At 66.9% G+C, this 13,818-nt stretch carries 12 protein-coding genes; 8 read left to right on the forward strand and 4 right to left on the reverse strand.

Features of this window, described 5'->3' with window-relative positions:
• The first annotated feature begins 661 nt into the window (after positions 1-661).
• Entirely contained in the window at positions 662-2,137 is a 1,476-nt protein-coding gene (locus DVS29_RS07265; RefSeq protein ID WP_420816080.1) for an NAD(P)/FAD-dependent oxidoreductase, read from the forward strand.
• A gap of 12 nt (positions 2,138-2,149) precedes the next feature.
• Here the strand turns inward: DVS29_RS07265 and DVS29_RS07270 are convergent, their stop codons facing one another.
• On the reverse strand, positions 2,150-2,521 hold the full coding sequence (locus DVS29_RS07270) for a cupin domain-containing protein (RefSeq protein ID WP_118179767.1): 372 nt from the start codon (positions 2,519-2,521) through the stop codon (positions 2,150-2,152).
• Between the two features lie 206 nt (positions 2,522-2,727).
• On the opposite strand from DVS29_RS07270, the gene DVS29_RS07275 reads away from it, so the two are divergent.
• On the forward strand, positions 2,728-4,188 hold the full coding sequence (locus tag DVS29_RS07275; protein WP_118179768.1) for an aldehyde dehydrogenase family protein: 1,461 nt from the start codon (positions 2,728-2,730) through the stop codon (positions 4,186-4,188).
• Between the two features lie 24 nt (positions 4,189-4,212).
• Here the strand turns inward: DVS29_RS07275 and DVS29_RS07280 are convergent, their stop codons facing one another.
• Both DVS29_RS07280 and DVS29_RS07285 read right to left on the reverse strand, forming a co-directional pair.
• A complete protein-coding gene (locus tag DVS29_RS07280) occupies positions 4,213-5,454 on the reverse strand; it encodes an MFS transporter (protein ID WP_118179769.1) in 1,242 nt (413 codons plus the stop codon).
• Positions 5,451-6,482, reverse strand: coding sequence for a PRC-barrel domain-containing protein (locus DVS29_RS07285; RefSeq protein WP_118179770.1), 1,032 nt, complete (start codon positions 6,480-6,482; stop codon positions 5,451-5,453). Before DVS29_RS07285 ends, DVS29_RS07280 begins: the two co-directional genes overlap by 4 nt.
• A gap of 390 nt (positions 6,483-6,872) precedes the next feature.
• Here DVS29_RS07285 and DVS29_RS07290 point away from each other — a divergent pair, with 390 nt between their 5' ends.
• Positions 6,873-8,255 carry an NCS2 family permease gene (locus DVS29_RS07290; protein ID WP_118179771.1) on the forward strand — a complete coding sequence of 461 codons (1,383 nt, stop codon included), beginning with the start codon at positions 6,873-6,875 and terminating at the stop codon, positions 8,253-8,255.
• 129 nt (positions 8,256-8,384) lie between these two features.
• On the opposite strand, the gene DVS29_RS07295 is transcribed toward DVS29_RS07290, so the two are convergent.
• On the reverse strand, positions 8,385-8,567 hold the full coding sequence (locus tag DVS29_RS07295) for a hypothetical protein (RefSeq protein WP_118179772.1): 183 nt from the start codon (positions 8,565-8,567) through the stop codon (positions 8,385-8,387).
• A 158-nt stretch (positions 8,568-8,725) separates the two neighbouring features.
• Between DVS29_RS07295 and DVS29_RS07300 the strand changes: the two genes are divergently transcribed.
• From DVS29_RS07300 to DVS29_RS07320, 5 genes are all read left to right on the forward strand, one after another.
• Positions 8,726-8,965 (forward strand): hypothetical protein, encoded by a 240-nt coding sequence (locus tag DVS29_RS07300; RefSeq protein ID WP_124800612.1) that lies wholly within the window; start codon positions 8,726-8,728, stop codon positions 8,963-8,965.
• Between the two features lie 175 nt (positions 8,966-9,140).
• A complete protein-coding gene (hutH, locus tag DVS29_RS07305) occupies positions 9,141-10,685 on the forward strand; it encodes a histidine ammonia-lyase (protein WP_118179774.1) in 1,545 nt (514 codons plus the stop codon).
• A 3-nt stretch (positions 10,686-10,688) separates the two neighbouring features.
• Positions 10,689-11,384: a histidine utilization repressor gene (gene hutC, locus DVS29_RS07310; protein WP_118179775.1), complete on the forward strand. Its 696-nt coding sequence runs from the start codon at positions 10,689-10,691 to the stop codon at positions 11,382-11,384.
• A 66-nt stretch (positions 11,385-11,450) separates the two neighbouring features.
• Positions 11,451-13,139 (forward strand): urocanate hydratase, encoded by a 1,689-nt coding sequence (gene hutU, locus DVS29_RS07315; protein ID WP_118179776.1) that lies wholly within the window; start codon positions 11,451-11,453, stop codon positions 13,137-13,139.
• Complete coding sequence (locus DVS29_RS07320) at positions 13,139-13,816, forward strand: HutD/Ves family protein (protein ID WP_118179777.1); 678 nt, start codon at positions 13,139-13,141, stop codon at positions 13,814-13,816. Before hutU ends, DVS29_RS07320 begins: the two co-directional genes overlap by 1 nt.
• Positions 13,817-13,818 lie beyond the last annotated feature (2 nt).

Below are 13,818 nucleotides of genomic sequence, written 5' to 3' on the forward strand. Positions count from 1 at the left end.
TTCCACCAATCGCATCGACACTCATCGACATGCTAACGCTCAACCTCGCTGCTTTCGCCAATCACGCCCCTATGTGCGTCCGTCGTCGCGGACCCATGGAGGCCTGTTTGCGTTAGATATGCGTTAGCGTCGAGCTAGCATCAACCAGCAGGCCTCATCGGGAAACGGATGAGGCCTGTTTTGTTTTCGGCGTCTCCGTTTTCGATTTCATCAGCGGAGACGACCATGAGTAAAAGACCGCCACCTTTCGACTATTCCGGGCCGCCGAGCCTGCCGATCTATCCGACTCGCCGTCCGTCACAGCATGATGGAGAGGCTGCGTTGCGCGCGCATGATGCGAGCGGATATGCGACGCCGCTTTCGCACACCCGGATGTTCCAGCCGTTCGAATACTGGACGCCTGGGCGATCTCGCCATGACTGACGGCGGCGCGCATGGCCGGCAATACATCGTCTTTGATCGATGTGAACGTTTTTTTGCCGGCATTTTTGCGCGCCGCGATCCGCTTTACAGTGGCATGCAGGCTGGAACAGGGCGCGAGGGACCCTTCAGCGACCCTTCAGCGAACCATCAGAATAGTGAAGCCAGACAGGGCAATGCGATGAATCGACCGGTCGAAACGTTCACGCCGGGCGGCGCGAATCCGGCTGCGGCTGCCGAACTGGCTACCGACGCGGCCACCGCGAAGCGCGCGCCGGCATCCCCGCATGTCGCGGCCGACCCGCACCTGCGCCAAGGCGCGGGCCATGACGACGCCATGAAGCACCCGTTCGCCGGCGTCAAGCTGTTCCCATTCTGGCTCGACAACCCGGCGGCGCCTGCCGTCGAACGCGAGCTGATCGGGCCGACGCGCGCCGATCTCGTGATCGTCGGAGGCGGCTTCACGGGGTTGTGGGCCGCGATTCAGGCGAAGGAAGACGACCCGCAACGCGACGTCGTGCTGATCGAAGCGGGCAAGGTCGCGTACGGTGCGTCAGGCCGGCCGGGCGGCATCATCTCGACTTCGGTGATGCACGGTCTGCCGAATGCAACCCGCGTGTTCCCGAAAGACCTCGACGTGCTCGAAAAGCTCGGCCAGGAGAATCTCGACGGCTTCAGGGCAACGCTCGTGCGCTACGGCATCGATGCGGACGTCGAATGGAACGGCGAGATGACGGTGGCGGTGGACCCGGCGCACGTCGAACACCTGCAACACGACTACGAGCTGCACGCCACGCACGGGCACGATGTCGTGCTGCTCGACGCGAATGGCGCGCGCGAACAGCTCGATTCGCCGCTGTTCGCGGGTGCGATGTGGTCGCGCAATCGCAGCGGCATCGTGCATCCGGCGAAGCTCGCATGGGGCCTCAAGGCCGCCGCGCTCAAACTTGGTGTGCGCCTGTACGAGCTCTCGCCGATGACGTCGCTCGAAGATCGCGGCGCGACGATGCAGGTCCGCACGCAGGCGGGCAGCATCGAGACGCCGTGTGTGCTGCTCGCGTCGGGCACCGCGAAAGTCGGCATCGCGGACATCAACCGGCGCGTGATGCAGGTGCGCGATCACATCGTCGCGACCGCGCCGCTGACCGACGGGCAGATGGCGCGCATCGGCTGGCGCAACCGCCAGGGCGTGTACGACACACGCACGCAGCTCAACTATTTCCGGTTGACGAAGGACAACCGCATCATCTTCGGCGGCCGCGTGTCGTATCACTTCAACGAAGACCCGAACCCCGCCGCGGATCGCGACGAGCGCACCTACTACAAGTTGGCCGAAGCGTTCTACCGGACTTTTCCGCAGTTGCACGACGTGCGCTTCACGCATGCGTGGGGCGGCCCGATCGACTACTGCTCGCGCGGCGCCGTGTTTGCGCGGCAGTATCACGGCGGCAAGGTGGTGTTCGTGGCGGGCTATACGGGCTTCGGTGTGGCCGGCAGCCGCTTCGGCGCGAAGATGGGACTCGAGATGCTGTGGAAGCGCGACACGCTGATCACGTCGCTCGACATCTCGCGCAAAGGGCCGTCGTACATCCCGCCGGAGCCGTTCCGCTGGCTCGGCGCGAAGATCACGTTCCACGCGTTCGATGGCGCCGACGACCATGGCGGCTGGCGGCGCTGGTGGATCCGCTCGATCAAGGCGCTGGGCTTTCCGATGTGAAGCCTGCAGGCTTCAACCGCAGTACACGATGCTGTACTTCTTCGTCGCGACCGGCATGTGCCACGTACCGGAGAAGCCCTTGTGCAGCACGAACGCGTCGCCGGCCTTGTAGTGATCGCTGCGGCCGTCTTCGCTGGTGACCACGACCTCGCCGTCGATCAGCACGCAGACTTCATGCACCGGCAGATCGACCAGCTGCAGCGTGCCGGCATCGCATTGCCAGACGCCGGCGCTCAACGTCTGGCTCGGATCGCAGAACGACGACAGCGCGTGCGGTGCCTTCGCGCCTTCGAGGATGATGTCGGCCGGGTCGTGCAGCGCGGGTTCGAGGCCCTTTGCGCCGGGACCGCGCGGATCGATGCGGGTGAAGGTGACGTGGCTCATCGAGGTTTCTCCTGGTTATGTCGTTCGATGCAGTCGATGCCGCCGGTGTCCATCGTGGGATCGGCAGGCGATGACGCGAGTCTGCGCGAAACCGCCGGCACGAAGAATTGTGAAGTGACGAAACACAGATTGAGCCCTGTCGATGTAATGAAACTGACGGGAATGAACGGACTGAAACCGCGTTGAACCACGCCGGAGAACCACAAATGCCATTCGAGCACGCGCAGCAGTTTTATATCGACGGACTATGGGTCGCGCCGGCGGCGGCATCGCCCGGCGTCGAAGCGACACTGGACGTGATCGATCCGTCCACCGAGGCGCCGTTCGCGTCCATCGCGCTCGGCAGCGAAGCGGACGTTGCGCGCGCGGTCGCCGCGGCGCGCCGTGCGTTCGTGCACTACGCGCGGACCACGGTCGCGGAGCGCATCGCACTGCTGGAGTCGATCCTCGCCGTCTACCGTCGCCGCTACGACGACATGGCGGCAGCCATCAGCCGCGAGATGGGCGCGCCGATCGCGTTCGCACGCGACGCACAGGCGTGGACCGGCGCCGCGCACCTGGAGACGATGCTCGACACGCTGCGCGACTTCCCGTTCGACACCGTGAAGGCGACTGCCGGCGGCGGCGTGCTGATCCGCAAGGAGCCGGCCGGCGTGTGCGGGCTGATCACGCCGTGGAACTGGCCGGCGCTGCAGATCGTCTGCAAGGTGGCGCCGGCGCTTGCTGCCGGCTGCACGATGGTGCTGAAGCCCTCCGAGCTCGCGCCGGTGAGCGCGATCGTGTTCGCCGAGATCCTCGACGAAGCGGGCGTGCCGCCTGGCGTGTTCAACCTCGTGCACGGCACGGGCCCCGTAGTGGGCGACGCGCTGTCGCGGCATCCGGACGTCGACATGATGTCGTTCACCGGGTCGACGCGCGCGGGCGTGCTGGTCGCGAAGTCCGCCGCGGATACGGTGAAGCGCGTGCATCAGGAACTGGGCGGCAAGTCCGCGAACCTGATTCTCGCGGACGCGGACCTGAAGGCGGCCGTCGAGCACGGCGTGCGTGCGGTGTTCGACAACAGCGGCCAGTCCTGCGATGCGCCGACGCGGATGTTCGTGCCGCGCGAGCGCGCGCAGGACGCGTACGCGATTGCGAAAGCGGTCGCACAGTCGCTACGTGTGGGACCGGCGGACGCGGACGGCGTCGACATGGGGCCGGTAATCAGCGCGGCGCAATACGCGAAGATTCAAGGCTTGATCTCGCGCGGTATCGAGGAGGGCGCGACGCTCGTCGCCGGTGGACCCGGGCGGCCCGCGGGGCTCAAGCGCGGTTACTTCGTGAAGCCGACCGTGCTCGGCGACGTGACGCCCCACATGACGGTTGCGCGCGAGGAGATCTTCGGACCGGTGCTGTCGATCCTGCCGTACGACACCGAAGCGGACGCGGTCGCGATGGCCAACGACAGCGTCTACGGCCTCGCGGGTTACGTGCAGGCGGGTACGCTGGAGCGGGCGCGTGAGGTCGCGAAGCAGTTGCGCGCGGGCACGATCTACCTGAACCAGGCGGCGTACAACCCGGCGGCGCCGTTCGGTGGCTACCGGCAGTCGGGCAACGGCCGCGAATACGCGGAGTTCGGCCTCGACGACTTCCTGGAGATCAAGGGCGTAGTCGGATACGCGCCCTAACGGAGCCGGTGGCGCCGATGGCCGCTAGCGCGCCTCCGGCACCCCGGCAGTTTCCGCCTCGGCGGTGACCTTCTCGCGCGTCTCCGGCATCGCGAACCACACCAGCAGCACCGCGAGCGCGCCGACGCCCGCGAGCCCGAAGAAGCTGATCGCGTTGCCGAAGCGGTCGGCGATGAAGCCAGCGAGCGTCGTGCTGAGCGTCGCGCCAATACCCGCTGAGAGCCCGAAGAGGCCGATGCACAGGTTGTAGTGCCCCTTGCCGCCGGCCACGTCCGCCGCGATCAGCGGCAGCATCACGCCGAACACCGCGGCGCTCAGGCCATCGAACATCTGCACCGGCACGAGCAGATACGGGCTGCTGATGCCCGCGAACAGCAGCGCGCGGACCGGCAGCGCCGAGAAGCCGAGCACGAGCAGCGGCCGGCGTCCCCAGCGCTCCGACGTGCGGCCCACCCACGGCGACATCAGCGCGACGATCGCCTGCGGCACGATGATGCACGCCGCGATCACGAGCTGCACGTTGTCGCCCATGCCGGCCGTCACTTCGCCCGCGGCAAGGTTCAGCATCGCCGCGTTGGACAGATGGAACAGCACGACGCAGCCGGCGAACACGAGCATGCGGCGGTCGCGCAGCAGGTCGATCAGCGACCCGTGTTCTTCGGCGTCCTGCGGTTTCGTTTCGACGATCGGCGCGATCTCGCCGGTGTCCTGCATCATCGCGAGCGCGACGAGGGCCGGCAGCGCGAGCGCGGCCGTCAGCCAGAACACCGCGCGCGCCGAGAAGTACTCGCCGCACAGACCCATCAGACCCGCGGCGACCGCACTGCCGATCGACGCCCAGCGCGCGTTGCGCCCGAGCCGGTCGCCGAGCGCCTGGCGCCCGACGAGCGCGAGCGAGATCGCCGCCATCGCCGGCACCAGCATGCAGCTCGCGAAGCCGTGGAACACTTCGGCGGCCATCACCGGCAGCACGGTCGGGCTGGTGGCGAGCAACAGCGCGCTCAGGATGATCGCGACGATCGCCCATGCGGCCGCGCCTTTCTTGTTCTTCAGCGCATCGACGGCCGCGCCGCCCGGCACCTGGCTCACCATCGCGCTGATCGTGCCGACCGACAGCGCGAGACCGATCTCTCCTTGCGTCCACTTGTGCGTCGCGAGGTAGGACGCGATGAACGGCCCGAACCCCGTCTGCACGTTGGCGACGAAGAAGTTCATCCAGTCGAGCGCGCGGAGACTCCGCGTGGTTACGGTGGTGCGCGCCGTCATCGTGAGGCGCTCGGGTTGGACGCCGTCTTCGTGACCGGTGCCGCCGAAGCTGGCGGCGCCGCGGCGGCGGGCGGCGGGGCCGGCGGTGGCGCGGGCGACACCGCGCGCACGGGCTGGTCGGCGGAATACGGCGGCGACGCCTTGATCGCGGCGTCGGACAGATCGACCTGCGCGTGCAATGCGCGGTCTCTGGTCGTGAAGTGCAGCGCGGACCAGTTCGCCGCGATCGCGCGGCGCTCCTGGCTCAGGATGCCGCTGACGTCGAGCACGACCGCCTGCGGCTGCGCGTTCGCGTCGAGCAGCACGTCGACCACGCGGCCCACTTCAGCACCATTCGGCCGCTCGACGGTCGAGTCGATGATCGGCAGACGCAGCGGCTCATTCGGACTGGACGGCGGCGTGTTGCCCGGCTGCGGCACGGGCTTCGGCCGATCGGGTTTCGGCAGCTGGCTCGGCGCGGGGTCGAGCGTGATCGGCGCGGGCTTCGCCGCGGGCGCGACGCGGATCGCGCTCCACGGGAAGGTGACCTTGCGGTCGCCGATGCCCATGAAGCCCTGCAGGTTCACGACGATCTGCTGCGGCTTGCCGCTCGCGTCCGCGATCATGTCGACCGCGCGGCCCACCACTTTCCCATCGGGCTTCTTCACCTGGCTGTCGAGCAGCGCGCGCACCGAATTGCGATCGAGGTCACGGGTGGTGATGAGCGGAGCCGGCGGGGGCGCGGGCGGCGCCGAGGCGGGCGCGGGAGGCGGCGTGGGCGGCGGCGGGCGGCGCACCACCGGCTTCTTCGGCTTCTTCGCGGGCGCGGGCTTGCTGGTTTCCTCTTCCTCGGGTTCGCTCGCGGCCGTCTCCGGCGGCTGCGCAACCGGCGAGGTCACCGCTTCGACATTGGCCGTCACGATCGGCGCGGGCTCGCGTTCGGGTTCCTCAAACAGGCCGCAACCGGACAGCGTCGCCGCGAGCGCGACGAACAGCATCAGCAGCAGGTGCCGTGACAGGGTGACAGGACGTGACGGACCGCGTCTCATCAGCGGAAGCTCCTTGGATCCGGTGCTGGGTAAGCAGGTGACGGACCAGAGTGTAACCCGGGCGGTTCGGCGCCCCGCCCAATCCGGCGCGCGGCGGACGTTTGCGGGCACCTTATCCGGACGGCATGCGCTCTCGCCGGGAGCCATCGGAGTGGTTCGAAAGGAGGGGTATGCGGCGTAGGTGTAAACGCGCGGTGCACCGCCGTGCGAGCCCCTGTTTGCGTGGATATATGCGCGATGACATGAGATTCATGCCGTTCATACGATGGGACGAATAATTGCGTTCGCCTACGCTTCGATCCAGCAATAAAAGCTACTCGATCCCAACGAGACGACCCTGATGGCGGCCGCAACGGCCGTTTCAGCTCGCTGATAAAGGAGACACTCATCATGATGGAACCTCACGCCCAGTCCATTTCGGACGCCGGCACCCAGGACTTTGGCGGCAAAGGCTGGCTCGACCGCTATTTCGACGTCAGCGCGCGCGGCAGTTCGACGCGCCAGGAATTGATCGCGGGCGTCACCACCTTTCTCGCGATGGTGTATTCGGTGTTCGTCGTGCCGGGCATGCTCGGCAAGGCGGGCTTCGATACGAGCGCGGTGTTCGTCGCCGTGTGCCTGACCACCGCGTTCGGCTCGCTGCTGATGGGCCTGTGGGCGAAGCTGCCAATCGCGATCGGCTGCGCGATCTCGCTTACCGCGTTCACCGCGTTCGGCCTCGTGCTCGGCAAGGGACTGCATCCGACCGTCGCGCTCGGCGCGGTGTTCCTGATGGGCATCGTGTTCACCGGCATCTCGGTGACGGGCGTGCGCTCGTGGATCCTGCGCAATCTGCCGCACGGCATCGCGCATGGCACGGGGATCGGCATCGGCCTGTTCCTGCTGCTGATCGCCGCGAACGACGTCGGCCTCGTCGTGAAGAATCCGGGTCCGGGGCTGCCGGTGCAGCTTGGCCACCTCACCGCGCTGCCGGCGCTGATGTCGGTCGCGGGGCTGGCTGCGATCTTCGGTCTCGTGCGTCGCCGGGTGCCGGGTTCGATCCTCCTCGTGATCGTCGCGATCTCGGCGCTCGGGCTGATCCTCGATCCGTCGGTGAGTTTCCATGGCGTGTTCGCGTGGCCGTCGCTGTCGGCGCCGGGCCATCAGTCGCTGATCGGCTCGATGGACATCAAGGGCGCGCTGTCGCTCGCGGTGCTGCCCAGCGTGCTGGCGCTCGTGATGACGGCCGTGTTCGACGCGACCGGCACGATCCGCGCCGTCGCCGGCCAGGCGGGGCAGCTCGACGAGAACGGCCGCATCATCAACGGCGGCCGCGCGCTGACGGCAGATTCGCTGAGCTCGATCTTCTCGGGTTTCTTCGGCGGCGCGCCGGCGGCGGCCTACATCGAATCGACGGTGGGCGTCGCGGCGGGCGCGAAGACCGGCATGGCGGCGGCGATCGTCGGTCTGCTGTTTCTCGTTGTGATGTTCTTCGCGCCGCTCGCGGGCCTGGTGCCGTCGTATGCGACCGCGCCGGCGCTGATGTACGTGGGCCTGATGATGCTGTCGAGCGTGTCGAAGCTCGACATGCAGGATTCAATCGACTCGATGGCCGGTCTCGTCTGCGCGGTGTTCATCGTGCTGACCGCGAACATTGTGACGGGCATCATGCTGGGCTTCTGCACGCTCGTGATCGGCCGGATCGTGAGCGGCGAGTTCCGCAAGCTGAACATCGGTACGGTGGCGATCGCCGTCGTGCTGGCAGCGTTCTATCTCGGTGGGTGGGCCATCTGAGATTGATTGACCGGTGCGGGGTTGCAGACCTCGCGCCGGAGTGGCGAAGCAGGGCGTGTCGTGCGAGCGGCGCGCCCTGTTTGCTTTATGCGGTGGTGATGTGCCGGCGAACGCGGCGGCATGCGCGCGCTAGAGCGCCATTTCGAACGCGGGCTTCAGGAACAGTTCGATGCCCATCACGATCAGGCACATCGCGGCGGCGGCGAGCGTCAGCGTGCCGTACTCGTCGTAGCGCATGTCGTACAGACACGCGACGATGAACAGGATCGCGAGCAGGTTCGTCAGCCAGTCGAAATTCAGCGCAAGCGACATCTGGAGTCTGGGCTCAGGTGTTCAGGTGTTCAGGTGGAAAAGGGCGGTCTCTAGCGGCGGATTCTAGCGAGCCGAGCTTACGGATAAGCAACATGCATCGATGACGATGCGTGGTTGCAACGGGCCAGTGGACCTGCGTGACGTACGCGGACCGGACGATGACGTTGAAGATGAACCGGTCCGTGTCGTATCCGACTCGCGACGAGTTGCTCGAGTTTGGCCGCAACGTCTGTCACGTGCCGGATCCGGCTGCCGTCGTCGAGCGGATTGGGGACGCCATGTCGGCGACGCTCGCGAACAGGGGCGCGGGAATGCCTGAAGACTTTCTGCGGACCCTGCGCGAGGAATGGGACGCGGGGCGGAGTTCGGTGGCGCCTGTCCGGTTTTTCACCCGGTAGTCGTCCGCGCGCCAAGGTGTATAGACAGGTCGACCACCCTCCGCCACCACATCCAGTACCCGTCCCAACGACGCGCAATCAAGGGAATCCCTAACGCTGGCTGATTAAATTCCAGTTGTATATACAGGTTGAAGCAGCTAGACTGCGTTCAATTGTATAGACAGGGAAGGCCACGATGATGAAGCTCACGCCCGGCAGCCTCACGCTGCCGCAACTCCGCCAGATCGCCCGCGAACACGTCACGCTGCAGCTCGACCCGGCCAGCTTCGCCACGATCGACGCCGGCTCGCGCGCCGTCGCGGATATCGCCGCGAAGGGCGCGCCGGCCTACGGCATCAACACCGGCTTCGGCCGGCTCGCCAGCACGCACATTCCGCACGACCAGCTCGAACTGCTGCAGCGCAACCTCGTGCTGTCGCACGCGGTCGGCGTCGGCGAGCCGCTGTCGCGGCCGGTCGTGCGCCTGCTGATGGCGCTCAAGCTCTCGAGCCTCGGCCGCGGCCACTCGGGCATCCGCCGCGAAGTAATGGACGCGCTGATCTTGCTGTTCAACGCGGACGTGCTGCCGCTGATTCCGAGCAAGGGCTCGGTCGGCGCGTCCGGCGACCTCGCGCCGCTCGCGCATATGTCCGCGGTGCTGCTCGGCGTCGGCGAAGTGTTCGCGAAGGGCGAGCGGATGCCGGCCGAAGAAGGTCTGCGTCTCGTGGGCCTCGCGCCGCTCACGCTGCAGGCGAAGGAAGGCCTCGCGCTGCTGAATGGCACGCAGGCGTCCACCGCGCTCGCGCTCTACAACCTGTTCGCGATCGAAGACCTGTATCGCACCGGGCTTGTGGCCGGCGCGCTGTCGGTCGATGCGGCGGCGGGCTCGGTGAAGCCGTTCGATCACCGCATCCACGCGCTGCGCGGTCATCGCGGGCAGATCGAGGCGGCCGCCGCGTATCGCGCGCTGCTCGACGGTTCCGATATCAACCTGTCCCACGCGAACTGCGACAAGGTGCAGGACCCGTACAGCCTGCGCTGCCAGCCGCAGGTGATGGGCGCGTGTCTCGACCAGATGCGCCATGCGACCGAAGTGCTGCTGATCGAAGCGAACGCGGTATCGGACAACCCGCTGATTTTCCCGGACACGGGCGAAGTGCTGTCAGGCGGCAACTTCCACGCGGAGCCGGTCGCGTTTGCGGCGGACAATCTCGCGCTCGCCGCCGCCGAAATCGGCGCGCTCGCGGAGCGCCGCATCGCGCTGCTGATCGACGCGACGCTGTCGGGCCTGCCGCCGTTTCTCGTCAGGGATGGCGGCGTGAACTCCGGCTTCATGATCGCGCATGTCACGGCAGCGGCGCTTGCGTCCGAGAACAAGACGCTCGCGCATCCGGCTTCGGTTGATTCGCTGCCCACGTCCGCGAATCAGGAAGACCACGTTTCGATGGCCACGTTTGCCGCCCGCAAGCTCGCGGATATCGCGGACAACACCGCGAATATTCTCTCCATCGAGCTGCTCGCGGCGGCGCAGGGCGTCGATCTGCGCGCACCGCACGAGACCAGCCCGAGCCTGCAGCACGTGATGCGCATCGTGCGCAACGAGGTGCCGCATTACGAGCTGGACCACTATTTCGCGCCGGATATCGCGGCCGTCACGCGCCTCGTGCAGCAAGGCACGATCGCGTCGCACTGTCCGTTCTCGTTCGAATCCGAAGCGCAATCCGGACAGCAGGCGCACTGAGCGATGAACGCGCCGGCCTATCAAGGCATCAAGGACTTCATTCTCGGCCGCATTCACGCGGGTGAATGGGCCGAGGGCGATCTCGTGCCGTCGGAGAACGAGCTTGCGCGCGAGTTCAAGGTCGCGCGCATGACGGTCAACCGCGCGCTGCGCGAGCTGACCGCCGAGCAGGTGCTGACGCGCGTGCAGGGCGCCGGCACCTTCGTCGCGCGGCCGAAGTATGAATCGACGCTGGTGGCGATCCGCAGCATCTCGGATGAAATCGTCGCGCGCGGCCATCGCTATCGCGCGGACGTGCTGCAGCTTGGCGCTGCTGTGGCAGACGCCGCGCTTGCCGAGGAAATGCAGCTCGCGGCGGGTCACCCGGTGTTCCATTCGCGCGTGCTGCACCTCGAGAACGACGAGCCGGTGCAACTGGAAGAACGCTGGGTGAACCCGGCCGTCGCGCCCGAATACGCATTGCAGGACTTCACGAGCGTCACGCCGAACCAGTACCTCGTGCGTGTCGCGCCGTTGCAGCGCGTCGAGTACCGGATCGAGGCCGCCACGCCCGAGTCCGACATTCGCGCGCATCTCGCGATGGACGACACGGAACCGTGCCTCGTGCTGCATCGCCGGACCTGGTCGCAGGGCGTCGTCGCGTCGATCGCGAACCTGTGGCATCCCGGCACCCGTTACCGCTTCACTGGACATTTCTAGCGCCGCGTTACGCACGTGCGCGTCGTCCCTTTTTTGAACCTGAACTTGCCCGACCTGAGAGCGATCATGAACAACCCGAAGCATGTCGACCCCCGTCTCGATCCGACCCGCACGATCCGCGCGCCGCGCGGCACCGAGAAGTCGTGCAAGAGCTGGCTCACCGAAGCCGCGTACCGGATGATCCAGAACAACCTCGACGCCGAAGTCGCCGAGCATCCGCACGCGCTCGTCGTGTATGGCGGCATTGGCCGCGCCGCGCGCAACTGGGACTGCTACGACCAGATTCTCGCGTCGCTGAAGGACCTGAACGACGACGAGACGCTGCTGATCCAGTCGGGCAAGCCGGTGGGCGTATTCCGCACGCATGCGGACGCGCCGCGCGTGCTGCTCGCGAATTCGAACCTCGTGCCGCACTGGGCGAACTGGGATCATTTCCACGAGCTCGACCGCAAGGGCCTGATGATGTACGGCCAGATGACGGCGGGCAGCTGGATCTACATCGGCAGTCAGGGCATCGTTCAGGGTACCTACGAAACGTTCTACGCGGTCGCGAACCAGCACTTCAACGGCGATCCGAAAGGCCGCTGGATCCTGACGGGCGGCCTGGGCGGGATGGGCGGCGCGCAGCCGCTCGCGGCGACGATGGCGGGCTTCTCGATGATCGCGGTGGAGTGCGACGAGTCGCGCATCGACTTCCGTCTGAAGACGCGCTACGTCGATAAAAAGGCGAAGACGCTCGACGAAGCGCTCACGATGATCGACGAAGCGAAGCGTGACGGCAAGCCGGTGTCGGTCGGTCTGCTCGGCAATGCGGCCGATGTGTTCGCCGAACTCGTGAAGCGCAACATCACGCCGGACTGTGTGACCGACCAGACCAGCGCGCACGACCCGATTCACGGCTATCTGCCGCAGGGCTGGAACGTCGAGGACTGGCGCGAGCGGATGAAGACGGACCCGCAGAGCATCGTGACGCCCGCGAAGCAGTCGATGGCAAAGCAGGTCGAAGCGATGCTGACGCTGCAGCAGCGTGGCGCGGCGACGCTCGACTACGGCAACAACATCCGCCAGATGGCGCTCGAAATGGGCGTGCAGAACGCGTTTGATTTCCCCGGCTTCGTGCCCGCGTATATCCGTCCGCTCTTCTGCGAAGGCAAGGGCCCGTTCCGCTGGGTCGCGCTGTCGGGCGATCCTGAAGATATCTACAAGACCGATGCGAAAGTGAAGGAGCTGATTCCGGACGATCCGCACCTGCACAACTGGCTCGACATGGCGCGCGAACGCATCGCGTTCCAGGGGTTGCCGGCGCGGATCTGCTGGGTCGGCGTGAAGGATCGCTATCGCCTCGGCAAGGCGTTCAATGAGATGGTCGCGAACGGCGAGCTGAAGGCGCCGGTCGTGATCGGCCGCGATCACCTCGATACGGGATCCGTCGCGAGCCCGAACCGCGAAACGGAAGCGATGAAGGACGGCTCGGACGCGGTCAGCGACTGGCCACTCCTCAACGCGCTGCTGAATACCGCGGGCGGCGCGACGTGGGTGTCGCTGCATCACGGCGGCGGCGTCGGCATGGGCTTCTCGCAGCACTCGGGCGTCGTGATCGTCTGCGACGGCACCGAAGCGGCAGGCAAGCGCGTCGAGCGCGTGCTGTTCAACGACCCGGCGACGGGCGTGATGCGTCACGCGGATGCGGGCTACGAGCTCGCGCAGCAGACCGCTCGCGAGGCCGGCCTCAAGCTGCCGATGCTGGGCCGCTGATGAGCGCGCGCACGCTGATCCGCAGTGCTGAGCTCGTCGCGTCGCCGTGGAAGAACGGCGGCGGCGTGACGAGCGAGATCGCGATCGGCATCGCGGATGCGACGCGGTCCGGTGCGAACGATGGATCGCAGCCCGCGCGCTTGGATACGTTCGCGTGGCGCGTGAGCCTTGCGGACGTCGCGCAGCCGGGGCCGTTCTCGCGTTTCGTCGGCATCGACCGTGTGCTCGTGCTGCTGTCCGGCGCGGGCATGTTGCTCGATGAGCGCAGTGGCGATGGCGACACGCAGCATACGCATGCGCTCGCAAAGCCGCTCGACGTCGCGCGCTTTGCCGGCGAAACGGTGATCGATGCGCGTCTCGTTGACGGCCCGACGCGCGACTTCAACCTGATGACGCGGCGCGGCGTCGCGTCGGGCGAGGTCGACGTGTGGCGTGGCGCGGGCACGCATACGCTGATGGCGCACGTCGTGTTGCTGTTCTGCGCGAGCGGCGAGACGACGGTGAGCGTGAGCGGCGAAGCGCCGGTGCGGTTGTTGCAGGACGACACGCTGCGCTTCGATGCCGATCCGCCGCATGCGCTGACCATCGACGTGCAAGGCGACGGCGCGCTGCTCGCGATTCGCATCAACCTGCACGACCGTGACGCTGGCACCAACGACACCAATCGCACACCGTGACC

The sequence above is a fragment of the Paraburkholderia phosphatilytica genome (genome assembly GCF_003443895.1).
GTDB lineage: Bacteria > Pseudomonadota > Gammaproteobacteria > Burkholderiales > Burkholderiaceae > Paraburkholderia > Paraburkholderia phosphatilytica.

What these genes read in the sequence shown, in the direction of transcription:
- DVS29_RS07270 (WP_118179767.1), bottom strand. Translation starts at nt 2,521, where the DNA reads ATGAGCCACGTCACCTTCACCCGCATCGATCCGCGCGGTCCCGGCGCA.
- DVS29_RS07275 (WP_118179768.1), top strand. Translation starts at nt 2,728, where the DNA reads ATGCCATTCGAGCACGCGCAGCAGTTTTATATCGACGGACTATGGGTC.
- DVS29_RS07280 (WP_118179769.1), bottom strand. Translation starts at nt 5,454, where the DNA reads ATGACGGCGCGCACCACCGTAACCACGCGGAGTCTCCGCGCGCTCGAC.
- DVS29_RS07285 (WP_118179770.1), bottom strand. Translation starts at nt 6,482, where the DNA reads ATGAGACGCGGTCCGTCACGTCCTGTCACCCTGTCACGGCACCTGCTG.
- DVS29_RS07290 (WP_118179771.1), top strand. Translation starts at nt 6,873, where the DNA reads ATGATGGAACCTCACGCCCAGTCCATTTCGGACGCCGGCACCCAGGAC.
- DVS29_RS07295 (WP_118179772.1), bottom strand. Translation starts at nt 8,567, where the DNA reads ATGTCGCTTGCGCTGAATTTCGACTGGCTGACGAACCTGCTCGCGATC.
- DVS29_RS07300 (WP_124800612.1), top strand. Translation starts at nt 8,726, where the DNA reads ATGACGTTGAAGATGAACCGGTCCGTGTCGTATCCGACTCGCGACGAG.
- hutH (WP_118179774.1), top strand. Translation starts at nt 9,141, where the DNA reads ATGATGAAGCTCACGCCCGGCAGCCTCACGCTGCCGCAACTCCGCCAG.
- hutC (WP_118179775.1), top strand. Translation starts at nt 10,689, where the DNA reads ATGAACGCGCCGGCCTATCAAGGCATCAAGGACTTCATTCTCGGCCGC.
- hutU (WP_118179776.1), top strand. Translation starts at nt 11,451, where the DNA reads ATGAACAACCCGAAGCATGTCGACCCCCGTCTCGATCCGACCCGCACG.
- DVS29_RS07320 (WP_118179777.1), top strand. Translation starts at nt 13,139, where the DNA reads ATGAGCGCGCGCACGCTGATCCGCAGTGCTGAGCTCGTCGCGTCGCCG.